The sequence below is a fragment of the Streptomyces sp. WMMB 322 genome (genome assembly GCF_900090145.1).
GTDB lineage: Bacteria > Actinomycetota > Actinomycetes > Streptomycetales > Streptomycetaceae > Streptomyces.
In genome coordinates, this window is sequence record NZ_FMHI01000001.1 from 665642 (window position 1) to 687083 (window position 21442).

The window sequence follows — 21442 nt, forward strand, 5'->3', positions numbered from 1 at the left end:
ACCCTTGAAGAAGACCTCGAACCGGCTCGCCGACGGCCGGGAGATCATCTACTACGACCTGCGTGACGACGCGGTGCGCGATGCCGTGGACCGGCGCCCGCTCGGAGCGACGTCGACGGCTTCCGAGATCCGCTACGACCCGCTGCTCGCCGAGTGGACCGCAGTCACCGCACACCGGCAGGAACGCACGTACCACCCGCCCGCGGACGCCTGCCCGCTGTGCCCGAGCCGCGACGGACGGCTCAGCGAGATCCCCGAACCCGCCTACGACGTCGCCGTGTTCGAGAACCGGTTCCCGTCCTTCACCGGAGGCCCCGGCCCCCGAACCGCCGCCGGGCCGCACGGACTGGCGGCGCAGCGGCCCGGCGCCGGGCGCTGCGAGGTCGTCTGCTTCACCCCCGACCACCACGCCTCGTTCGCGTCCCTCACCGACGAACAGGCGCGGCTGGTGCTGGAGGTGTGGACGGACCGCACCGCCGAGCTCTCCCAGCGTCCCGGTGTCGAGCAGGTCTTCTGCTTCGAGAACCGGGGTGCGGAGATCGGCGTGACGCTCCAGCACCCGCACGGCCAGATCTACGCCTACCCCTTCACCACCCCCCGCACCGAGCGCATGCTCCGCTCCCTCGCCCGGCACGCCGGCAGCACCGGCGGACGCAACCTCTTCGACGACGTGGTCGCCGCCGAACTGGCCGATGCCCGGCGCGTGGTGTGCGAGAGCGCGCACTGGGTCGCGTTCGTGCCGCACGCCGCCCACTGGCCGTACGAGGTGCACCTGTACCCGAGGGAGCGGGTACCGGATCTGCTGGCGCTGAGCGAGGAGGCGAGGGCCGACTTCCCGGCCCTGTATCTGGAGGTGCTGCGGCGCTTCGACCGTCTCTTCGGCCCGGACGAGCCGCCCACCCCCTACATAGCCGGCTGGCACCAGGCGCCGTTCACGCTGCCCGCGAGCGGGCGGCCGCAGGGCGGCGGGGGAGACGGTGCGGCGGCGTCCGTGGCCCGCGAGGACTTCGCCCTCCACCTTGAGCTTTTCACCATCCGACGGACTTCCGGCAAACTGAAGTTCCTCGCGGGTTCCGAATCCGGGATGAACGTGTTCATCAACGATGTGCCGCCCGAGAGCGCGGCCGAACGACTGCGAGAGGTAGCCAGTGACCGCCAGCCCACGGGGAGCGACCCCCGCACAGCACACCGGTAAGTACCTGGTCACAGGCGGCGCGGGATACGTCGGAAGCGTCGTCGCCGCGCACCTGCTGGAGGCAGGGCACTCCGTCACCGTGCTCGACGACCTCTCCACCGGTTTCCGCGAGGCCGTGCCGGAGGGCGCCGAGTTCGTCGAGGGGCGCGTGCAGCAGGCCGGCCGTGTGCTCGACGCCACGTACGACGGTGTGCTGCACTTCGCGGCCCACTCGCAGGTCGGCGAGTCCGTGCAGGACCCCGGCAAGTACTGGCGGAACAACGTCGGCGGCAGCATCGAACTGCTGGACGCCATGCGCGAGGCGGGGGTGCGCCGCCTCGTCTTCTCCTCGACGGCCGCCACCTACGGCGAACCGCTGCGGACGCCGATCCACGAGGACGCCTTCGAGGCCCCGACGAATCCCTACGGCGCCTCCAAGCTCGCCGTCGACCACATGATCAGCGGTGAATGCCGCGCGCACGGCCTGGCCGCGGTGTCGCTGCGCTACTTCAACGTCGCGGGCGCATACGGGCGTTACGGCGAGCGCCACGACCCCGAGTCGCACCTCGTCCCGATCGTGCTCCAGGTCGCCCAGGGCCGCCGTGAAGCCGTCTCCGTGTTCGGCGAGGACTATCCGACGCCCGACGGAACCTGCGTCCGCGACTACATCCACGTCGCCGACCTCGCCGAGGCGCACCTCCTCGCCATGACCGCGATGACCGCGGGCGGCGGGGAGCCCGGGCCCGGGAACGTCCCCGCCGGGACGCATCTGATCTGCAACCTGGGCAACGGCAACGGGTTCTCCGTGCGCGAGGTCATCGAGACGGTCCGCAAGGTGACCGGCCACCCCCTGCCCGAGAAGGCCGCGCCGCGCCGTGAGGGCGACCCGGCGGTGCTCGTGGCATCCGCCGAGCGGGCCGTGAACACCCTCGGCTGGCACCCCTCACGCACGGATCTCGCCGACATCGTGCGGGACGCCTGGGACTTCACCCAGCGGCAGGACGGGCAGGACGGGCCGGACGGCCAAGAGGGGCAGGCGGGCACTCCATGACGGACGGCTTCCGCGAGGTGTACGGGGCGACGCCCCAAGGCGTGTGGGCGGCGCCCGGCCGGGTCAACCTGATCGGCGAACACACCGACTACAACGACGGCCTGGTCATGCCGCTCGCCCTCCCGCACACCTGCCGCGTGGAGGCCGCCCGCCGCGACGACGGCGTCCTGCGGCTCCACTCGGCCGACGCACCCGGCGGGGTCACCGAGCTGCACGTGGACGGCCTCGCCCCGCAGGGCCCCACGGGCGGCGACCGCGGCGGCTGGGCAGCCTACCCGGCGGGAGTGGTGTGGGCGCTGCGCGCCGCCGGGCACCGGGTCGGCGGCGCGGACCTGCACTTCGAGAGCAGCGTGCCCACCGGGGCCGGGCTGTCCTCTTCCGCCGCCCTCGAGGTCGCCACGGCCCTGGCCCTGAGCGACCTGTACGGAGTGGAGCTTCCGGCACCCCGGCTGGCCGAGCTGTGCCGCCACGCGGAGAACGACTTCGTCGGCGTCCCGTGCGGCGTGATGGACCAGATGGCGTCCGCCTGCTGCACGTCCGGGCACGCGATGTACCTGGACACCCGTGATCTGACCAGGCGGCAGGTCCCCTTCGACCTCGCCGCGCAGGGGCTGCGGCTGCTGGTGGTCGACACCCGCGTCAAGCACGCGCTGGGCGACGGCGCCTACGCCGAGCGGCGGGCCGGCTGCGAGGCGGGTGCCGCGGCGCTGGGCGTAGGAAGTCTGCGTGACGTCGCGTACGGGGATCTGCCGTCCGCGCTCGAACGCATCGAGGACGAGTCGCTGCGCCCGCTGGTGCGGCACGTCGTCACCGAGAACGAGCGCGTCGAGCGCACCCTCCGCCTCCTCGACGCCGGTGAGACGCACGCAGTCGGGCCCGTGCTGACCGACGGACACGCCTCGCTGCGCGACGACTTCGCGGTCTCCTGCGCCGAACTCGACCTGGTTGTCGCGGCGTCGAACGCGAACGGCGCACTCGGCGCCCGCATGACCGGCGGCGGCTTCGGCGGTTCGGCGATCGTGCTCGTACGGGCCGCGGATGCGGATTCCGTATCCAAGGCCGTGGTTGAGGCCTTTGCGGCGGCCGGGCACCGCGAGCCGCGGGTCTTCGAGGCGGTTCCGGGCCCCGGCGCGCGGCGGCTCGCGGACGTCTGACGAGGCGGCCGGTCACGGGCGTTCGACAAAGAGGTGCGGCCGAGCCGGGCGGGCAGTCCTCGACGGTTCCGACGAGGGTGCAGCCCGTCTTCGTGCAGAAGCCGGGGGCCTGGAACTCGAAGGTCTCCACGCGTGAGCCGACGCAGCCGTGCTCGTCGCGGCCCTGCGGTTCGGCGGCGGTGATGAGCCGGAGCCCGGGCCCGAACCGCGCAACCGCTGGTCCACCCACAGCAGTTCGGTGCGCAGCCGGCGGGACCACGCGTCGCCGGCGGGACCGCCCGCGAACGCGCCCGCGCCCGAACGCGTAGACCTCGACGGGTACTTCGGAATCCGAAGGTCTTCCGCGCAGGTCGCGCACCACCGCTGCTCTGCGGGAGTCGGTTCCGCTGAGGGTTTCGTGGACCTGACGGCGTCTTCGCTCGTCGGCGCGTGTCCCGAGACGGAACATCTCTGTCAGATCACGCCATGCCCAACCAGTTTCGCCAATCGGTTTCCGTCGTCATCGACCGGCCTTACCCTGAGTCGTACGCATCGCACCGGTGGGGGCCGGTGTCAGTCAGGGGGCGGGCGGCCGGGCAGGCCACGCCGGGCAGGGATGCCGGGTTGGCAGGCAAGGGCGCGGCGGTGCCCTCTCCACGCCTGCGGTGTGGGAGGGGGCCCAGCGGGGCGAGGAGATTCCCCCAGAACACCCATCTCTTGCCTTCGCCACGGGGTGACGGAACCCGCACTGCCAGGGGGCGACATGCAACGTATACGGGTGCTGGTGGTCGACGACCACCGGATCTTCGCTGAGTCCCTGGCCGCTGCGCTCGCGGCCGAGCAGGATGTGGAGGTCGCCGCCGCCGGCAGCGTCCAGGCCGCGATGCGCAATCTCGAACGGGGCGCCGCCGAGGGACGGCGCTTCGACGTGATGCTCGTCGACGCGGACCTGTCGGCACCGGCCGGCACCGCAGCCGCGGGCACCGGCCCCGCGGCTGCCGCAGCGAACGGCGCCGACCGCTCCCCGCCCACCGTCGTCCCGCGCGACGGCGCCCCCAACGGGTACGCCGCGGCGGGCGGTTCGGGCCCCGGCGGCGGTTCCCGTCCCTCCGCCGGCACGGCCGCGACCTCCGAGGCGGGCCCCGGCGGCATACCGCTCGTCGGCCGAGTGCGCAGCGAACACCCCGAGGTGCGCACCATCGTGCTCGCCGAGCGGGACGACCCCGGGCAGGCGGCCTCCGCACTTCAGGCCGGCGCAGGCGGCTGGGTCGCCAAGGACTGTTCGCTCTCCCGGCTGCTCCAGGTCATCCGCGGAGTGCTGAAGGACGAGACGCATCTGCCGCCCGCGCTTCTGACGGGCGTACTCAAGGAGTTGACGGCTTCGCGCAAGCACCGCACCGAGAGCGAGCGCCTCGTGGAGTCGCTGACGCCGAGGGAGCGCGAGGTCCTGCGCTGCATGGTCGCCGGGCTCGGCCGCAAGGCCGTGGCGGAGCGGCTGTATCTCTCGCCTCACACCGTCCGTACGCACATGCAGAACGTCCTCGGGAAGCTCGGTGTCCACTCGACGCTCGCCGCGGTCGCGCTGGCCCGCAGGGCGGGAGTCGGCCCGGCCGAGGTGGAGCCGAGCGCCGCGCGCTGAGCCCGCCCGGGGGTGCGGGCGCCCAGGCTGCCGGCGCGTCCGGGCGGTCCGCCCGCCGCGCACGGATCACAGCGAGGTCTTGTAGACGCTCCACCCGCCGTCCACGACGAGGCTCGTGCCCGTCACGTACGAGGCGTCGTCGGAGAGCAGGAAGGCGATGACGGCGGCCACTTCTTCCGGGTGCCCGTAGCGGCCGGCGACGGTCTGCGCGGCCGTCCGCAGGGCGTCCTCCTCGCTCGTGCCTTCCCACGCGCCGGTCACGATCGGGCCGGGCAGCACGCTGTTGACGCGGATCTCCGGCCCGTAGTCGACGGCCAGTTGCCGTCCGAGCCCCGTCAGCCCCGCCTTCGCTGCGGCGTACGCCGGCCGCTCCCGCAGACCCACGAGCGCCTGCACGGACGAGGTCAGCACGACGGCTCCGCGCCGCGCGCGCAGGTCGTCGAGGCAGGCACGCAATCCGAGGAAGGCTCCGGTGAGGTTGACGCCCAACTGCCACTGCCAGTCGGAGAGGGAGAGCTCACCGGCCGGGCCCGGCAGCATCAGCCCGGCGTTGCTGACCAGTCCGTCGACGGGGCCGAAGCCCTCGTGCGCCGTGCGCAGCGCCCTGGCCCAGGCGGGTTCGTCGGTGACGTCGCCGAGCACGAACGCGGCGCGCGCCCCGGAGGCGGTGATCTCGCGTGCCGTGCGGTGGCCGTCGTCCTCGTCGCGGTCGAGGATGACCACCGCGGCACCTTCGTCGGCCAGCCTGTGAGCCGTCGCGGCTCCGATGCCTGCGCCACCGCCGGTGACCAGGACGGTGCGTCCCGCGAATCGATCCGAATGACGTCCGCCCATGCACGGATGCTACGGGCTGCGCGGTGCGCGACGCAGCGGGGGAACCCGCCACCCGGCGGGGCACCGGCGCCAACCGCCTTGCGAGCGCGGTGAGTTCGCAGCGAAGCGACGCTCGGTCAGCCGGGAATGTTGTCGAAGGGCGCGGTCAACCTGCGCAGCAGCGAACCCAGTTCGGCCCGCTGCGCGGAGGACAGCTCGGCGAGGATCGCGCGCTCCTGGTCGAGGAGGCCCGCCAGTGCGCTGTCGGTGCGGTCGCGTCCGTCCACGGTGAGCCGCACCAGGACGCCCCGCCGGTCACTGGGGTCGGGCAGGCGCTCCACGAGGCCCTTCTTGGCGAGCCGGTCGATGCGGTTCGTCATCGTCCCCGAGGTCACGAGGGTCTGGGTGAGGAGCTGACCGGGCGAGAGCTGGTACGGCGTGCCCGCTCGCCGCAGGGCGGTCAGGACGTCGAACTCCCAGGGCTCGAGGTTGTGTTCGGAGAAGGCGATCCGGCGCGCACGGTCGAGGTGCCGTGCGAGTCTGCTGACCCTGCTCAGGACCTCCAACGGTTCCACGTCGAGGTCCGGGCGCTCTCGGCGCCAGGCTGCCACCAGTCGGTCGACCTCGTCCTCCATGTGATCAGTGTAGTAGTTGTGTCGACATGAAGTCTCTTGACATCGAGATACTTCGGATGGAGGCTGCCCCCATGACGTCACCTGTGTGGGATCCGCATCAGTACGCACGGCACTCCGGACACCGCAACCGACCGATCACCGACCTGCTCGCCCGCGTGCCCGCACTGCCGCACGACGAGGCCCCCCGCATCGCCGACCTGGGCTGCGGGCCCGGTGGCCCGTCCACGATGCTCGCCGACCGCTGGCCCCGCGCGCACATCACCGGCTACGACAACTCCCCGGCGATGCTGCGCGAAGCCGGCGCCCACGCCGGAAGGACGCCCGCCGGCGGAAGCCTCGAATTCACCCACCTCGACCTCGCCACATGGCGCCCCGCACGCGGCGAACGCTTCGACCTGATCTTCTCCAACGCGGCGCTCCAATGGGTGCTTGCCGGTTCGGGGAAGAACAGGGTGCACCCCGTCGGGGAGGAGGGGCGAGGCCTCCCGGGAGAAGGCGGCCCCGGGGGCGCCCCCGGCGGCACCGGCCAGGACGGTGCCCTCACCGACACCGGCTTCTTCCGGACCTGGACCGCTGTCCTGCCGGCCGGCGGCGTCCTCGCCTTCCAGGTCCCCGGCAACTTCGACGCCCCCAGCCACACCCTCCTGCTGGAACTGCGCAACTCGCCGCGCTGGAGGGCCCGTCTGGGCGCCGGGGCCCGCGGCGGCTCCGTCCGCTCCCCCGCGGAACACCTGGCCGAACTCGAACCGCTGGGCTGCGACGTCGACGCGTGGGAGACCACGTACGCGCAGCTCCTCCACGGCGAGGACCCCGTCCTGGACTGGGTCAAGGGCACGGCGCTGCGGCCCGTCCTCACGCTGCTCGCCGACGACCCCGAGGCCGAGTCGGCGTTCCTCGCCGAGTACGGGCAGCTGCTGCGTGAGGCCTATCCGCCGCTGGGCGGCGACCCCGCGCGGGGGACCGTCTTCCCCTTCCGCCGCATCTTCGTCGTCGCGGTGAAGCGATGACGGGCCCCGCCGGGGAGCCCGGAGCCGGCCCGGCGGCCCCCGCGATCGACTCGCTGGACCATGTGCAGCTCGCCGCACCACCGGGCTCGGAGGACGCTCTGCGCGCGTACTACGCGGGCGTGCTCGGGATGACGGAGATCCCCAAGCCCCCGGTGCTCGCCGCGCGGGGCGGCTGCTGGTTCACGGCCGGCTCCGTCGTGCTGCACCTCGGCGTCGAGGAGGACTTCCGCCCCGCACGGAAGGCCCATCCCGGCATCCGCGTGCGCGGCCTCGACGCCCTCGCCGCGCGCCTCGCCGACGCCGGAGCGCCCGTCGTCCGGGACGACGACCTGCCCGGCCACCGCCGCATCTACTCCGAGGACCCCGTGGGCAACAGGCTGGAGTTCCTGGAGCCCACGCTCACGGCCTGATGTCCAGGGTGCGCAGGCCCGGATAGTGCTCGGGCCGGGTCGTCACCACCGTCCCCCCGTCGGGCGAGACGGGGGAGAGCGGGCCGGGGGTGGCGGCGTGAACCACGTGGGACTCCGACCACGTCTCAGGAGGTGACTTGCTCGTGGTCAGGGCTGCCGGCAGATCCAGCTCCAGGAATGCCACGCCGGGCAGAGCGGCGAAGTGCTCGGCGATGCCCTTCCGGTCCCATTCGGCCTGCACCAGCGCGCACAGCGGTACGTACAACGACCACTCGGGTTTGAGGTTGGCCTGATGAATCAGAGTCGACGCCAGTTGGTTGCCGGAGCCCGCCGCGAGCAGGGCGGACGCATCGAAGACGAATCGCTCCCGGCTCACCGAAGAGACTGGATCCGTCGTTCGAGTTCGGCGAGTGAGGCTCGCTCCTCTTCTTCGCTCGCCCTGTATCCCGACAGTTCGTAAAGGATCTGCCGGGCTTCGGCGGCCTTGGCGGCCATCTCCTGCTCGGTCGGAGTGGATCGGGCGTACTCGCCGACTATGGCGCCGATGGAGGATCCGCGGTCCTTCGCGAGTTCGGCAAGCCGGTCGCGCACCTCGGAGGGCACGCGGATCATCGAGTCAGCCATGGCGCAAGTATACGTGTCCGTATACAAGTTGCTGCGGCTTCCTCGAAACGGCATCGTGCGGCTCCTTCCGACATCGGAGAGGTGACCGGCCGTGCCCACGCTCCACCCGCCGCTCGAACCGTACGGACAAGGCATGCTCGACGTCGGCGACGGCCAGCGCATCCACTGGGAGGTGTGCGGAAACCCGGACGGCAAGCCCGCCCTCGTCGTCCACGGAGGCCCCGGCTCGGGCTGCGGCACCCTCGCCCGGCGCCGCTTCGACCCGGACCGGTACCGCGTCGTCGCCTTCGACCAGCGCGGATGCGGACGCAGCACCCCGCACGCCTCCGACCCGGCCACGGACATGAGCCACAACACCACCGCGCACCTGATCGCCGACATGGAGCTGCTGCGCGAACACCTCGGCATCGGGCGGTGGTTGCTCTTCGGCGGCTCCTGGGGATCCACGCTGATCCTCGCGTACGCACAGCGGCACCCGGACCGCGTCTCGCAGATCGTCATTCCCGCCGTCACCACCACCCGGCGCTCCGAGATCGACTGGCTCTACCGCGGTGCCGGCCGGTTCTTCCCGGAGGAGTGGCACCGCTTCCGCGAGCACGTGCCGGAAGCGGTCCCGAAGCGGGGCTGCCGGGCGTCCTCGCGGCGTACGCGCGGCGCATGGCCGACCCGGATCCCGCCGTACGGGACGAGGCAGCCGGCGAATGGTGCCGCTGGGAGGACACGGTGCTCTCCATGGAAACCCGGGGCGGCGCCCCCAGGACGTACGGTGACCGGCCGCCCGAGGCCCGGCACGCTCTGGTACGCATCTGCGCGCACTACTTCTCGCACGGAGCCTGGCTGGAGGAGGGGGCGCTCATACGGCACGCGGGCCGCCTCGCCGGCATCCCCGGCATTCTCATCCACGGCCGCTTCGACCTGGGCGGGCCCCTGGGCACCGCGTGGGAACTGACACGCGCCTGGCCCGGCTCCCGCCTCGTCGTCGTGGAGGACGCCGGCCATCTGGGCAGCGACGCGATGAGCGGCGAGATCCGCAGCGCCCTCGACGAGTTCGCCGCGAACTGACTTTGCCGCGCCACGTTTCGCGGCGGTCAGGGAAGCAGCGTGAAGCCGGCCACATGCCGTGGTCGCACGGCGGCGAAGTGCTTGCGGTCGACTGTGGCGACCTCGGCGGCTCCGAGGCGCTCGGCGCATGCGACGACGGAGGCGTCCACCATGCCGAGCGGGAAGTCGAGGTACCGGGCCGTCAGTTCGGCCATCCGCAGCCAGTCCTCCGGGCGTACGGGTTCGGCGCTGAAAGCTCCTTCGGCGAAGTCCTGAGCGAGCAGCAGTTCCGTCCGGGGGCCGAGCCGTCTCTCCACGAGGTGCGCCACCTCGGCTATCGCCAGCGTGGGGACGACCAGCGGACCCGTGTGCGTTTCCAGAAGCTCGGTGCAGGGCTTGTGCCAGGAGTCGCTCCGGTCCAGCAGCGCATAGAGCGGGCCCGCATCGACGACGAGCGGACTCATGCGCTCAGCCGGTGGCCGCGCCCTTCGTCTCCGTCCTCACCAAGTATGTCGGTCCCCTCGGCGAGGCCGGCGAGGATCTCCTCCATGCGTTCGGCGATGTCCGTGCGGCCGCTGTCGCCGGACCCGGCCGACCGGAAGCGGCGACGGGCCCGGCCCTGGTGCCCCCCGTTCGGCAGGTGCTCCGCGATCGCTTCGCGCGTCCACTCGGAGACCGTGAGGCCGCGACGAGTGGCCTCGTGCCGCATCCGGGCGTCGAGGGCGTCGTCGAGCTTGACGGTGGTTCGCTTCATGTATGCCAGCATACCCAGGTGCCGCGAGCCGGGCAGCGGATCGGGCCAGCCCCTTCAGCTGCGCCTGTGACCTATCAGACGCGGCTTCGCCTCCAGCCCGTCCAAGCCGTGCCAGGCCAGATTCACCAGGTGCGCGGCGACCTCGGCCTTCTTCGGCCTGCGGACGTTCAGCCACCACTGCCCCGTCAGCGCCACCATCCCGACCAGCGCCTGCGCGTACAGCGGCGAGAGCTTCGGATCGAAGCCGCGGGACTTGAACTCGCGGCCCAGGATGTCCTCGACCTGAGTGGCGATGTCGCTGATCAGCGACGCGAAATTGCCCGTCGACTGTGCGACGGGCGAATCGCGGACGAGGATGCGGAAACCGTCCGTGTAGACGTCGATGTAGTCGAGCAGGGCGAACGCCGCCTGCTCCAGCAGCTCCCTCGGGTGCCCCCCTGTGAGGGCACCCGTCACCATGTCCAGGAGCTGCCGCATCTCGCGGTCGATGACGACGGCGTAGAGACCTTCCTTGCCGCCGAAATGCTCGTACACCACGGGCTTGGAGACACCCGCCTTCGCGGCGATCTCCTCCACGGACGTGCCCTCGAAGCCACGTTCGGCGAAGAGGGCACGTCCGATGTCGAGGAGCTGCTCGCGGCGCTCCTTGCCGCTCATCCTGCGACGGGCGGCGCGCTTCTCCTTCTTGGCTGCCCTGTTCGCCTTTGCGGGACTGGCGGAGCTGTCATCGGTCGGCACGGGCCCCATCATGCCGCTTGACGGGACGGCTCCTTGCGGCGGGAGTCGATACGGGACCGGGCCGGCCAGCGCACGTCGTACGCCCAACCCGCCAGCTCCAGCCAGCGGATGATGCGCGCACTCGAGTCGAGCTGGCCCTTCTCCACGCCGTGCCTGGCGCTCGTCGGGTCCGCGTGGTGCAGGTTGTGCCACGACTCACCGCAGGAGAGGATCGCCAGCCACCACACGTTGCCGGACTTGTCGCGGGACTTGAAGGGCCGCTTGCCGACCGCGTGACAGATGGAGTTGATGGACCACGTGACGTGGTGCAGCAGCGCCACACGCACCAGCGAGCCCCAGAAGAACGCCGTCAGCGCACCCTGCCAGGACATCGTCACCAGGCCGCCGATCACGGCAGGGATCAGCAGCGACACCGTCGTCCACAGCACGAACTGCCGCGAGATGGCGCGGATCGCCGGGTCCTTGACCAGATCGGGTGCGTACTTCTGCTGCGACGTCTGCTCCTCGTCGAACATCCAGCCGACGTGAGCCCACCACAGGCCCTTCATCAGGGCCGGAACCGTCTCGCCGTAACGCCACGGCGAATGCGGGTCGCCCTCGGCGTCGGAGAACTTGTGATGCTTGCGGTGATCGGCGACCCACCGCACCACCGGGCCCTCCACGGCCAGGGAACCCAGGACCGCGAGCGCGATGCGCAGCGGCCGCTTCGCCTTGAACGAGCCGTGCGTGAAGTAACGGTGGAAGCCGATGGTGATGCCGTGGCAGCCGATGAAGTACATGGCCGTCATCAGCCCCAGATCCAGCCAGCTCACGCCCCAGCCCCACGTCAGCGGCACCGCTGCGAGCAGCGCCAGGAATGGGACCACGATGAAGGCCAGCAGGGCGACCTGCTCCGCCGAGCGGCGCTTCTCGCCGCCCAGCGTCGCGAGGGCGACGGGGGAGTCCGGGGCGTCGGAGGCGGGCTTCTTCTGGGTGTCGGAGGAGCTGTCGAGAACGTCCGGGGGGCTTGTCGTCATAGATGTCCCTTGTCAGAGCGGTAAGGGGCTTCTGCGTCGTGCACTTCTGCGTCTTGTGCCCACGCAAGTCCTACGGAACCGTAACCTACGGCGTCGTAAGTATGGCAGCCCTCACAGGCGTAGCAAGTGGCGGCATGGGGGAGACGAGAGCTTGCTCACCCATCGGACGGCACGAGGGGCGGAAGACCGCCCCGCATATCCTGGGGAGCGTCGGACAGCGCGGTCCGTGACCTGCCCGAAGCAAATGCTGCAAGGAGCCTCACACGTGAGCAGTGCCGAAGTGAGCCGTGCCGAGACCCCCCGCCGGCCGGGCGGAAACGGGCCGGCGGAAGGCAACGGACCCGTCTCCGGAACAGCCGCCGAAACCGAGGCGAACAGCGCCCTGCGCGCCGACATCCGCCGCCTGGGAGACCTTCTGGGCGAGACCCTCGTGCGCCAGGAGGGAGCGGAACTGCTCGACCTCGTCGAACGCGTACGCGCCCTGACGCGCAGCGACGGAGAGGCCGCCGCCGCCCTGCTCGGCAGGACCGACCTGGAGACCGCCACCAAGCTCGTGCGGGCCTTCTCCACGTACTTCCACCTGGCCAACGTCACCGAGCAGGTCCACCGCGGCCGGGAACTGCGCGAACGCCGCGCCGCCGAAGGCGGCAACCTCTCCCGCACCGCCGACATGCTCAAGGACGCCGACCCCGCCCACCTCGCGCAGACCGTGCGCAACCTCGGCGTCCGGCCCGTCTTCACCGCGCACCCCACCGAGGCCGCGCGCCGCTCCGTCCTCACCAAGCTCCGCAAGATCGCCGAACTGCTGGAACACCACGATCACGACGGCAGCGGCCGCACCGACCGGCGCCTCGCCGAGAACGTCGACCTCGTCTGGCAGACGGACGAGCTGCGCGTCGCCCGCCCCGAACCGGCCGACGAGGCCCGCAACGCCGTCTACTACCTGGACGAACTGCACCGCGACGCCGTCGGGGACGTACTGGAGGACCTCGCCGACGAACTCGAGCGGGCCGGAGCCCCACTGCCCGCCGGTACCCGCCCGCTGACGTTCGGCACCTGGATCGGCGGGGACCGCGACGGCAACCCCAACGTCACCCCCGACGTGACATGGGAAGTGCTGCTCCTCCAGCACGAACACGGCATCACCGACGCCCTCGAACACATCGACGACCTCCGCGGCGCCCTGTCCAACTCCATCCGCAACAGCGGCGCCACCAAGGAACTCCTCGACTCCCTCAGCCGCGACCTGGACCGGCTGCCCGAGATCAGCCCCCGCTACAAGCGACTCAACGCCGAGGAGCCCTACCGCCTCAAGGCCACCTGCATCCGGCAGAAGCTCCTCAACACCCGCGACCGGCTCGCCTCCGGCGCACCCCACGCAGAGGGGCGCGACTACCTCGGCACCACCGGACTCGTCGACGACCTGGTGCTGCTGCAGACGTCCCTGCGCGCACACCGCGGCGAACTCATCGCCGACGGCCGCCTGGACCGGGTGCTGCGCACCATCGCCGCGTTCGGCCTGCAGCTGGCCACCATGGACGTACGGGAGCACGCCGACGCCCACCACCACGCCCTCGGCCAGCTCTTCGACCGGCTCGGCGAGGAATCCTGGCGCTACATCGACATGCCCCGCGACTACCGGCAGCGGCTCCTGGCCAAGGAGCTGCGCTCCCGCCGTCCCCTCTCGCCCTCGCCGGCACCCCTGGACGCAGCGGGCGAGAAGACCCTCGGCGTCTTCACCACCGTCCGCAAGGCGCTGGAGACCTTCGGGCCCGAAGTCATCGAGTCCTACATCATCTCCATGTGCCAGGGAGCCGACGACGTCTTCGCCGCCGCCGTGCTCGCACGCGAGGCCGGACTGATCGACCTGCACGCCGGCTGGGCCCACATCGGCATCGTCCCGCTGCTGGAGACCACCGACGAGCTGAAGATCGCCGACGAACTCCTCGACGCGATGCTCTCCGACCCCTCCTACCGCAAGCTCGTCTCGCTCCGCGGCGACCTGCAGGAGGTCATGCTCGGCTACTCCGACTCCTCCAAGTTCGGCGGCATCACCACCTCGCAGTGGGAGATCCACCGCGCACAGCGCAGGCTCCGCGACGTGGCGCACCGGCACGGCGTGCGGCTGCGGCTCTTCCACGGCCGCGGCGGAACCGTCGGCCGCGGCGGCGGCCCCACCCACGACGCGATCCTCGCCCAGCCCTGGGGCACCCTCGACGGCGAGATCAAGGTCACGGAACAGGGCGAAGTCATCTCCGACAAGTACCTCGTGCCGTCCCTGGCGAGGGAGAACCTCGAACTGACCGTCGCCGCGACCCTCCAGGCGTCCGCGCTGCACACCGCGCCCCGCCAGTCCGACGAGGCCCTCGCCCGCTGGGACGCCGCCATGGACACCGTCTCCGACGCCGCGCACGGCGCCTACCGGAAGCTGGTCGACGACCCGGACCTGCCCGCCTACTTCTTCGCCTCCACCCCCGTCGACCAGCTCGCCGAACTGCACCTGGGTTCACGGCCCTCGCGGCGCCCCGACAGCGGCGCAGGCCTCGACGGACTGCGGGCCATCCCCTGGGTGTTCGGCTGGACCCAGTCGCGGCAGATCGTGCCCGGCTGGTTCGGAGTCGGCACCGGACTGAAGGCGGCACGAGAGGCCGGACTCGACGGTGTGCTCCAAGAGGCACAGGAGCACTGGCACTTCTTCCAGAACTTCCTCGCCAACGTCGAGATGACCCTCGCCAAGACCGACCTGCGCATCGCGCAGCACTACGTCGACACCCTCGTACCCGACGAGCTCAAGCACGTCTTCGAGACCATCCGCGCCGAACACGACCTGACGCTGCGGGAAGTTCTGCGCATCACCGGGGAACGCGAACTGCTCGACGCGAGCCCCGTCCTGAAGCAGACGTTCGCCATCCGCGACGCCTACCTCGACCCGCTCTCCTACCTTCAGGTGACGCTGCTGCACCGGCAGCGCGCCGCCGCGGAGCGCGGCGAAGAGCCCGACCAGATGCTCAGCCGCGCACTGCTGCTGACCGTCAACGGCGTAGCAGCGGGGCTGCGCAACACCGGCTGACGCGGCACCGCCGCGCCGTCAGCGGACACGTGACGCGAACGGCGCCGCCGCGACGGGGAGTTCACCCGACGCGGCGGCGCCGCACGGCCGCACACCACAGACGTGAGATGTGAGAGGCCGCACACCACAAACGTGAGATGTGAGGGTGGGACGGGAGCTCACCACCGGCCTGCGAAGCCGGAGCTGCACCTGGATTCCGCTGCCCCGGGATCCGCTGCACCCGGCGACACGGGCGCGCCCCGCGAGGTGCGTCAGAACGTCAGCAACGCCCAGGACGCGCTCATCAGCGCGACGCCGAGCGCCCCCAGCACCAGCGCCGTCCGCTTCATCCGCATGCCCAGCACGAAGACGACCCCCGCCAGCACCAGCGAACCCCCGAACGGCACCGCACCGTAGAGAACACCCGCAGGCCCCGTACGCACGGCCTCATCGGTACCTGGGCGCAACGCCACCTGGAGCCGCTCGCCGACCTTGCCCGACGCGGTCTTGTCGACCGTCACCTTCCGCTCCTGTGAACTGCCCCCGGCGGTGGGGACGAACGTTCCGGCACACGTCTCCTCGGTGCACTTCGCGATCCGCACCGTGCCCTTGACGTCGCCCGTCAGCGCAGGCCCCGCCGTCTCCCACGACGTCCAGCCTCCGGCGACGAGCAGCAGCAACGACCCCAGAATCAGGACGATGTTGCGCGTCAGCAGCAGCATCCCGAACATGCTCTCCCCGGCGCGGCGAGTGCGGCTGCGTTTGACGCGGACGGTTCCCGTCGCTGAGGTCGTCGAGGAGGACATGGCCGAGATCCTTGGGCAAACCGCCCGGAGGGTCAACCTCCGCATCCCGCTTGGGCAGTAAAAGGCGGATGCGTCCGACTCCTCCCCGGACCCGGGCCGATTACGGCCACGGCCGGGGGATCGGAGAGCAACTCACGTGCACTGCCTACGAGTTGTAGGTGCTCTGCGCCCGCTCCAGACCGTCCAGCACCAGCGACTCCACCGCGTCCGCGGCCCGGTCCGTGAAGTAGTCCAGCTCCTTGCGCTCCGCAGCGGAGAAATCCCTCAGCACGTAGTCCGCGACCGGCATCCGCCCGGGCGGCCGGCCGACACCGAACCGCACACGGAAATAGCCCGGCCCCAGCGACTTCGTCAGCGACTTCAGCCCGTTGTGGCCGTTGTCGCCGCCGCCCTTCTTCAGCCGGAGCATGCCGAAGCCGATGTCCAGCTCGTCGTGGACCACCACGATCCGCTCCACCGGCACCTTGTAGAAATCCCGCAGCGCCGTGACCGGACCCCCCGAGAGATTCATGTACGACATCGGCTGAGCGACCACCACACGGCAGCCCGACGCCGACCCCGGAGCCCCGAACCGGCCCTCCAGCACCCGCGCACGCGACTTGTGCGCCTTGAACTTCCCCCCGATACGGGACGCCAGCAGATCCGTGACCGCGAACCCGATGTTGTGCCGGTTGCCGGCATACCCCGGACCCGGATTGCCCAGGCCCACCACCAGCCACGGCCCCGACGGGCCACCCGAACCACCGGCGCCACCGGAACCACCGGCTCCGCCCGCACCACCCGTACCGGCAACAGTCGTCATGAGAGCGGTCCTCCAAGAGTCGAGGAACGAGGAACGGTAAGGGCGAATCGGCGATGAAGAACGGCGAGGTGTGAATCCGCAACGAGTAACGGCGGACCGCGAACCGGCGCCGCAGCCCGGCAGCGGAACGACCGCCGCCGCGCTCCACCCGGCCGTGCAGCCAGGGAACGCGGCGGCAGTCGGAGAAAGACCCGGAAGACCGGATCACTCAGGGGCGACCTCGCTCGGGGCCTCCGCCTCGCCCTCGGTCTCCTCCTCGGCAGCCGGCTCCTCGGCCTGAGCCGCCAGGACCTGGATCACGACGTCGTCCTCCTCGACGGCCAGCGACGTGCCCTTCGGCAGCTTGATCTGACCGGCAGTGACCGAGTCGCCCGCGTCCAGACCCTCGACGGACACCGTGACCGACTCCGGAATGTGCGTGGCCTCCGCCTCGACCGGAAGCGCGTTCAGCACGTGCTCCAGCAGGTTCTGCCCCGGAGCCAGCTCACCCTCGACGTGGATCGGGATGTCGACGTTGACCTTCTCGCCGCGGCGCACGATCAGCAGGTCCGCGTGGACCAGGAAGCCGCGGATCGCCTCACGCTGCACGGCCTTCGGGATCACAAGCTGCTTCTTGCCCTCGACATCCAGGTTGATCAGGACGTTCGGCGTCTTCAGCGCCATCATCATGTCGTAGCTGGGCAGCGCCACGTGGACCGGGTCCTCACCGTGGCCGTAGATCACCGCGGGAATCTTCTCCTCGCGGCGCAGACGACGAGCAGCGCCCTTGCCGAATTCGGAACGGATGCTCGCGGAAAGTTTGACGTCAGCCATGCTGCGCTCCTCGCACTCGAAACGGATACCGCGTCTGTGGTGTCACTCGGTCCGTCCACGACAGACCGGCCACGCCGCAGAGCCGGCCACGGAAGAGACCACCGTGGAAACCCTGGCGAAGAGCGCGCGTCGATAACGGATGAGCCGGACCGTGCGACCAGCGCACGAACACGGCCTCCCTCGCCGAGCGACATCGGGAGTCTACGCGGCGAGGAAGGCCGTGCGGAAATCGATCACGATCACAGGTCCGGGCACCCGCGGACGACGGGACGCCTCCGGAGCGACGCGACGCCTCCGGAGCACGCCCGGAGCGGCCCACCGGGACGACCCGCAGCAGCGGACCGGGGCCGCAGCGGCGGGCCCGAGCGGACTACGCCCGGACCCGCCCCCTCACGCCTGCTCGTCGAAAAGGCTGGTCACCGAGCCGTCCTCGAAGACCTCACGCACCGCACGGGCGATCGTCGGCGCCATCGAAAGCACCGTGATCTTGTCCAGATCCTGCTCACCAGGCGTCGGCAGCGTATTCGTGAAGACGAACTCACTGACCTTCGAATTCTTCAGCCGGTCCGACGCGGGACCCGACAGCACACCGTGCGTCGCCGTGACGATGACATCCTCCGCACCGTTCGCGAACAGCGCGTCCGCCGCGGCGCAGATCGTGCCACCCGTGTCGATCATGTCGTCCACCAGGACACACACCCGGCCCTCGACGTCACCGACAACCTCGTGCACCGTCACCTGATTCGCGACCTCCGGGTCACGGCGCTTGTGCACGATCGCCAGCGGCGCACCCAACCGGTCCGCCCACCGGTCCGCCACCCGCACACGCCCCGCGTCCGGGGATACGACCGTCAGCTTGCTCCGGTCCACCTGCCCGCCCACATAGTCGGCGAGCACCGGCAACGCGAAGAGATGATCCACCGGACCGTCGAAGAAACCCTGAATCTGATCCGTGTGCAGATCCACCGTGAGAATCCGGTCCGCCCCCGCGGTCTGCAGCAGATCCGCCATCAACCGCGCCGAAATGGGCTCCCGCCCACGGTGCTTCTTGTCCTGACGGGCATAGCCGTAGAACGGCACAATGACCGTGATGCTGCGCGCCGAAGCACGCTTCAAAGCATCGATCATGATCAGCTGCTCCATGATCGACTTATTGATCGGGGCCGTGTGGCTCTGCATCAGAAAGCAGTCGGCGCCACGCGCGGACTCCCGGAAGCGGACATAGATCTCGCCGTTTGCGAAGTCGAAAGTCTTGGTCGGGACCACTGCGATACCCAGCTGATCCGCGACCTCCTCCGCAAGCTCGGGGTGGGCGCGGCCGGAGAAGAGCATCAACTTCTTCTCGCCGGTCGTTTTGATCCCGGTCACTGCACCGTCTCCTTGAGTTCCGCGGGGCGTGCGTGCGTCCTAACCGTACGCCCCGGCCCACGGCCCCGCGTACCCGACAGGAGCCGTCCGCGCTCGTCAGCCACCCTTCGGGCCCTCGCCGCCCTGCGCGCCCGCCGCACCAGCCGAGCCCTCGGCCTCACCCCGCGCGGCACTCTCCGCCGCCCGGGCCGCCGCACTCCCGGGCCTCTTGCGCGCCACCCACCCGGCGATATTGCGCTGTTGGCCACGCGCCACAGCGAGCGACCCCGGAGGCACATCCTTCGTGATCACCGAACCCGCCGCCGTATAAGCACCGTCCCCGACAGTGACAGGCGCCACAAACATGTTGTCCGCACCCGTCTTGCAGTGCGAACCGATCTCCGTGCGGTGCTTGTTCTCACCGTCGTAATTCACGAACACCGTCGCCGCCCCGATGTTGCTGTGCTCACCCACCGAAGCATCACCGACATACGAAAGATGCGGCACCTTCGAACCCTCGCCGATCTCCGCGTTCTTGAGCTCGACGAAACTCCCCACCTTCGCCTTCACACCCAGGCTCGAACCCGGACGCAAATACGCGAACGGCCCCACCTTCACGCCCTCGCCGATCCGGGCACCCTGCGCCACCGTGTTGCTCACCGACGCACCCGCACCCACCGACGTGTCCGCCAACTGGGAATTCGGCCCCACCTCGCAACCCGCCGCCAAGTGCGTCGAACCCGTCAACTGCGTACCCGGCAGCACCATCACGTCCTGCTCGTACGACACCGACACATCCACCCACGTCGACGCCGGATCCACCACCGTCACACCCGCGAGCATCGCCCGCTCCAGCAGACGGCCGTTCAGCAGCCGGCGCGCCTCGGAAAGCTGCACCCGGTTGTTGATCCCGAGGATCTCCTGATGGTCGCCCGCCACCGACGCGCCCACACGATGCCCCGCACTGCGCAGAATGCCGAGCACATCCGTCAGGTACTCCTCGCCCTGGCTGTTGTCCGTACGCACCTTCCCGAGTGCGTCCGACAGCAGCTGCGCGTCGAAGGCGAACACACCCGAGTTGATCTCCGTGATGGCCAGCTGCCCGGGCGTCGCGTCCTTGTGCTCGACGATCGCGGTCACGGCGCCGCTGTCCGCATCGCGCACGATGCGGCCGTAGCCCGTCGAATCCGGCACCTCGGCCGTCAGGACGGTGACGGCGTTGCCGTCGGCGGAGTGGGTGTCGGCCAGCGACTGCAGCGTCTCCCCCGTCAGCAGCGGGGTGTCCCCGCAGGTCACGACCACCGTGCCGTCAAGGACGACGCCGCTGCGCGACAGCTCCTCCAGGGCCATGCGCACCGCGTGACCGGTGCCGTTCTGCTCGTGCTGCACCGCCGTACGCACCTCGGAGTCGGTCTCGGCGAGATGCGCGGTCACCTGCTCACGGGCGTGGCCCACCACCACGACGAGGTTCTCGGGGGAGAGGCTGCGTGAGGCGGCGACGACATGGCCGAGAAGGGAGCGGCCGCAGATCTCGTGCAGGACCTTGGGCGTCGCCGACTTCATTCGGGTGCCCTCACCTGCTGCGAGTACGACGACGGCTGCCGGGCGGTTGGCGCTCACGGGTGTGCCCTTCGGCTACGGGGTCAGGGGGAACACCCGCAGGATACCGGTGGGTTGCGAGGGTGCCCGGATCCGGACACGAGAGCGGGCCCCGGCCTTGCAGCGGCCAGAGCCCGGTAATCGAACTTCGAGCTCCCGGGGGAGGATTCGAACCCCCATCATTGGATCCAAAATCCAAGGACTTGCCCTTAGTCGACCCGGGATTGACTTATGCCCGATTCACCCTTTGGGGGTCTCGGACTCCACATACTATGCCCGACCACCAGCCTTCGATGCGACGATACAGATCAGCGCCTTGAAGGACCCGGACCACAAGGCAGCCCCGGTAGTCGGCTCCCACATTCTTGCGCACCGTCTTCGGGTTGTGCCGCTTGAGGGTGGTCTTGCCGAGGTCTGTGATGTCCCTGCCGACGAGTTCGGCCCAGTAGCGCTCGGCCCCTTCGACGTCGGCCGACTCATGGATCATCACCGAGAAGCGCAGGCGTTCGGGTGCGACCCCGACCAGCTTCAGCCATGCCAGGTAGACCCTGATCATGTCCGGGTCGCTGTTGACGAACGTGACGGCTTCGCTGAGCCGGTACGGCTTGCTCTTCGTTCCCTCCGCCCAGTACAGGCCCACGCCCAGCAGGAACAGGTCCCGCTCGCTCAGGGGCCCGACATCCTGCCTTGCCCTCTCGATGGCCTGCCTGCGGGCCAGGTCCCGCTCCTGCCGGAACGGGCTCCATCTGGCCTCGGCCATTCTCCGCGCGCGCTCGACGGAGCGTCGCGGCGTCGGCAGGTCCCGCACCCACAGCGACACCGAGCTCTTCGAGACTCCCAGTTCGGCCACGATCTCGTCGTACGTCCTGCCCGCTCGTCGCAGTTCCCGTGCGCGGGCCTTCAGTTCGGTCTTTGCCTGCACCATGACGGCAGCTTCCGCCCGGAGGGTGGCAGAGTGTGCGAGAACGAGGGACTATTCACCAGTTCGAGT

The 21442-nt window shown here is 70.4% G+C and carries 21 protein-coding genes, 1 tRNA gene and 1 pseudogene; 8 read left to right on the forward strand and 15 right to left on the reverse strand.

Annotation, left to right across the window (positions count from 1 at the left end; translation table 11 throughout):
- Positions 1–4: 4 nt before the first annotated feature.
- The 4 genes from galT (at position 5) to H180DRAFT_RS02815 (ending at position 4997) form a co-directional block, all read left to right on the forward strand.
- Entirely contained in the window at positions 5–1195 is a 1191-nt protein-coding gene (galT, locus tag H180DRAFT_RS02800; RefSeq protein WP_055484292.1) for a galactose-1-phosphate uridylyltransferase, read from the forward strand.
- On the forward strand, positions 1149–2225 hold the full coding sequence (galE, locus tag H180DRAFT_RS02805) for a UDP-glucose 4-epimerase GalE (protein WP_055484293.1): 1077 nt from the start codon (positions 1149–1151) through the stop codon (positions 2223–2225). The genes galT and galE overlap by 47 nt, the downstream gene beginning before the upstream one ends.
- Complete coding sequence (gene galK, locus H180DRAFT_RS02810; protein ID WP_055484294.1) at positions 2222–3379, forward strand: galactokinase; 1158 nt, start codon at positions 2222–2224, stop codon at positions 3377–3379. The genes galE and galK overlap by 4 nt, the downstream gene beginning before the upstream one ends.
- Positions 3380–4121: 742 nt before the next feature.
- Positions 4122–4997, forward strand: a complete 876-nt coding sequence (locus H180DRAFT_RS02815) for a LuxR C-terminal-related transcriptional regulator (RefSeq protein WP_055484295.1) — start codon at positions 4122–4124, stop codon at positions 4995–4997.
- A 66-nt stretch (positions 4998–5063) separates the two neighbouring features.
- Here H180DRAFT_RS02815 and H180DRAFT_RS02820 read toward each other — a convergent pair whose 3' ends face one another.
- Together H180DRAFT_RS02820 and H180DRAFT_RS02825 are read right to left on the reverse strand one after the other, a co-directional pair.
- On the reverse strand, positions 5064–5831 hold the full coding sequence (locus H180DRAFT_RS02820; protein ID WP_055484296.1) for an SDR family NAD(P)-dependent oxidoreductase: 768 nt from the start codon (positions 5829–5831) through the stop codon (positions 5064–5066).
- A 116-nt stretch (positions 5832–5947) separates the two neighbouring features.
- The gene (locus H180DRAFT_RS02825) at positions 5948–6445 is read right to left on the reverse strand and encodes a MarR family winged helix-turn-helix transcriptional regulator (protein ID WP_055484297.1); all 498 of its coding nucleotides are present in this window, start codon (positions 6443–6445) and stop codon (positions 5948–5950) included.
- Positions 6446–6516: 71 nt separating this feature from the next.
- Between H180DRAFT_RS02825 and H180DRAFT_RS30225 the strand changes: the two genes are divergently transcribed.
- Entirely contained in the window at positions 6517–7452 is a 936-nt protein-coding gene (locus H180DRAFT_RS30225) for a methyltransferase domain-containing protein (protein ID WP_254665834.1), read from the forward strand.
- Positions 7449–7862, forward strand: coding sequence for a VOC family protein (locus H180DRAFT_RS02835; RefSeq protein WP_055484299.1), 414 nt, complete (start codon positions 7449–7451; stop codon positions 7860–7862). Before H180DRAFT_RS30225 ends, H180DRAFT_RS02835 begins: the two co-directional genes overlap by 4 nt.
- On the opposite strand, the gene H180DRAFT_RS02840 is transcribed toward H180DRAFT_RS02835, so the two are convergent.
- Complete coding sequence (locus H180DRAFT_RS02840; protein ID WP_055484300.1) at positions 7852–8238, reverse strand: PIN domain-containing protein; 387 nt, start codon at positions 8236–8238, stop codon at positions 7852–7854. The two genes, H180DRAFT_RS02835 and H180DRAFT_RS02840, sit on opposite strands and share 11 nt — an antisense overlap.
- Entirely contained in the window at positions 8235–8486 is a 252-nt protein-coding gene (locus H180DRAFT_RS02845; RefSeq protein WP_055484301.1) for a hypothetical protein, read from the reverse strand. Before H180DRAFT_RS02845 ends, H180DRAFT_RS02840 begins: the two co-directional genes overlap by 4 nt.
- 133 nt (positions 8487–8619) lie before the next feature.
- On the opposite strand from H180DRAFT_RS02845, the pseudogene pip reads away from it, so the two are divergent.
- A pseudogene (pip, locus tag H180DRAFT_RS02850) lies at positions 8620–9548 on the forward strand (prolyl aminopeptidase).
- A 26-nt stretch (positions 9549–9574) separates the two neighbouring features.
- On the opposite strand, the gene H180DRAFT_RS02855 reads toward pip, so the two are convergent.
- From H180DRAFT_RS02855 to H180DRAFT_RS02870, 4 genes are read right to left on the reverse strand one after another with little or no spacing between them, the layout of a single operon-like run.
- On the reverse strand, positions 9575–9991 hold the full coding sequence (locus H180DRAFT_RS02855) for a type II toxin-antitoxin system VapC family toxin (protein WP_055484302.1): 417 nt from the start codon (positions 9989–9991) through the stop codon (positions 9575–9577).
- Entirely contained in the window at positions 9988–10281 is a 294-nt protein-coding gene (locus H180DRAFT_RS02860; RefSeq protein WP_107097567.1) for a ribbon-helix-helix domain-containing protein, read from the reverse strand. Before H180DRAFT_RS02860 ends, H180DRAFT_RS02855 begins: the two co-directional genes overlap by 4 nt.
- A 54-nt stretch (positions 10282–10335) precedes the next feature.
- Entirely contained in the window at positions 10336–11031 is a 696-nt protein-coding gene (locus H180DRAFT_RS02865; protein WP_055484304.1) for a TetR/AcrR family transcriptional regulator, read from the reverse strand.
- Positions 11028–12035 (reverse strand): acyl-CoA desaturase, encoded by a 1008-nt coding sequence (locus H180DRAFT_RS02870; RefSeq protein WP_055484305.1) that lies wholly within the window; start codon positions 12033–12035, stop codon positions 11028–11030. Before H180DRAFT_RS02870 ends, H180DRAFT_RS02865 begins: the two co-directional genes overlap by 4 nt.
- A 382-nt stretch (positions 12036–12417) precedes the next feature.
- Between H180DRAFT_RS02870 and ppc the strand changes: the two genes are divergently transcribed.
- On the forward strand, positions 12418–15105 hold the full coding sequence (gene ppc, locus H180DRAFT_RS02875) for a phosphoenolpyruvate carboxylase (RefSeq protein WP_055484498.1): 2688 nt from the start codon (positions 12418–12420) through the stop codon (positions 15103–15105).
- 251 nt (positions 15106–15356) lie between these two features.
- Here ppc and H180DRAFT_RS02880 read toward each other — a convergent pair whose 3' ends face one another.
- The 7 genes from H180DRAFT_RS02880 to H180DRAFT_RS02910 form a co-directional block, all read right to left on the reverse strand.
- Entirely contained in the window at positions 15357–15890 is a 534-nt protein-coding gene (locus H180DRAFT_RS02880; protein WP_055484306.1) for a hypothetical protein, read from the reverse strand.
- Between the two features lie 145 nt (positions 15891–16035).
- On the reverse strand, positions 16036–16692 hold the full coding sequence (gene pth / locus H180DRAFT_RS02885) for an aminoacyl-tRNA hydrolase (protein ID WP_079099780.1): 657 nt from the start codon (positions 16690–16692) through the stop codon (positions 16036–16038).
- A 204-nt stretch (positions 16693–16896) separates the two neighbouring features.
- On the reverse strand, positions 16897–17505 hold the full coding sequence (locus H180DRAFT_RS02890; RefSeq protein ID WP_055484307.1) for a 50S ribosomal protein L25/general stress protein Ctc: 609 nt from the start codon (positions 17503–17505) through the stop codon (positions 16897–16899).
- A 390-nt stretch (positions 17506–17895) separates the two neighbouring features.
- Positions 17896–18873 carry a ribose-phosphate diphosphokinase gene (locus H180DRAFT_RS02895; protein WP_055484308.1) on the reverse strand — a complete coding sequence of 326 codons (978 nt, stop codon included), beginning with the start codon at positions 18871–18873 and terminating at the stop codon, positions 17896–17898.
- A 96-nt stretch (positions 18874–18969) separates the two neighbouring features.
- Complete coding sequence (gene glmU / locus H180DRAFT_RS02900; RefSeq protein ID WP_074466572.1) at positions 18970–20472, reverse strand: bifunctional UDP-N-acetylglucosamine diphosphorylase/glucosamine-1-phosphate N-acetyltransferase GlmU; 1503 nt, start codon at positions 20470–20472, stop codon at positions 18970–18972.
- Positions 20473–20604: 132 nt separating this feature from the next.
- Positions 20605–20675, reverse strand: a tRNA-Gln gene (locus H180DRAFT_RS02905).
- Positions 20676–20680: 5 nt separating this feature from the next.
- Complete coding sequence (locus H180DRAFT_RS02910; RefSeq protein ID WP_055484310.1) at positions 20681–21376, reverse strand: glycine--tRNA ligase; 696 nt, start codon at positions 21374–21376, stop codon at positions 20681–20683.
- Positions 21377–21442: the final 66 nt, after the last annotated feature.

Coding starts and splice junctions, on each gene's coding strand:
- galK (WP_055484294.1), top strand. CDS start 2,222: ATGACGGACGGCTTCCGCGAGGTGTACGGGGCGACGCCCCAAGGCGTG.
- H180DRAFT_RS02815 (WP_055484295.1), top strand. CDS start 4,122: ATGCAACGTATACGGGTGCTGGTGGTCGACGACCACCGGATCTTCGCT.
- H180DRAFT_RS02820 (WP_055484296.1), bottom strand. CDS start 5,831: ATGGGCGGACGTCATTCGGATCGATTCGCGGGACGCACCGTCCTGGTC.
- H180DRAFT_RS02825 (WP_055484297.1), bottom strand. CDS start 6,445: ATGGAGGACGAGGTCGACCGACTGGTGGCAGCCTGGCGCCGAGAGCGC.
- H180DRAFT_RS30225 (WP_254665834.1), top strand. CDS start 6,517: ATGACGTCACCTGTGTGGGATCCGCATCAGTACGCACGGCACTCCGGA.
- H180DRAFT_RS02835 (WP_055484299.1), top strand. CDS start 7,449: ATGACGGGCCCCGCCGGGGAGCCCGGAGCCGGCCCGGCGGCCCCCGCG.
- H180DRAFT_RS02845 (WP_055484301.1), bottom strand. CDS start 8,486: ATGGCTGACTCGATGATCCGCGTGCCCTCCGAGGTGCGCGACCGGCTT.
- H180DRAFT_RS02855 (WP_055484302.1), bottom strand. CDS start 9,991: ATGAGTCCGCTCGTCGTCGATGCGGGCCCGCTCTATGCGCTGCTGGAC.
- H180DRAFT_RS02860 (WP_107097567.1), bottom strand. CDS start 10,281: ATGAAGCGAACCACCGTCAAGCTCGACGACGCCCTCGACGCCCGGATG.
- H180DRAFT_RS02865 (WP_055484304.1), bottom strand. CDS start 11,031: ATGATGGGGCCCGTGCCGACCGATGACAGCTCCGCCAGTCCCGCAAAG.
- H180DRAFT_RS02870 (WP_055484305.1), bottom strand. CDS start 12,035: ATGACGACAAGCCCCCCGGACGTTCTCGACAGCTCCTCCGACACCCAG.
- H180DRAFT_RS02880 (WP_055484306.1), bottom strand. CDS start 15,890: ATGTCCTCCTCGACGACCTCAGCGACGGGAACCGTCCGCGTCAAACGC.
- pth (WP_079099780.1), bottom strand. CDS start 16,692: ATGACGACTGTTGCCGGTACGGGTGGTGCGGGCGGAGCCGGTGGTTCC.
- H180DRAFT_RS02890 (WP_055484307.1), bottom strand. CDS start 17,505: ATGGCTGACGTCAAACTTTCCGCGAGCATCCGTTCCGAATTCGGCAAG.
- H180DRAFT_RS02910 (WP_055484310.1), bottom strand. CDS start 21,376: ATGGTGCAGGCAAAGACCGAACTGAAGGCCCGCGCACGGGAACTGCGA.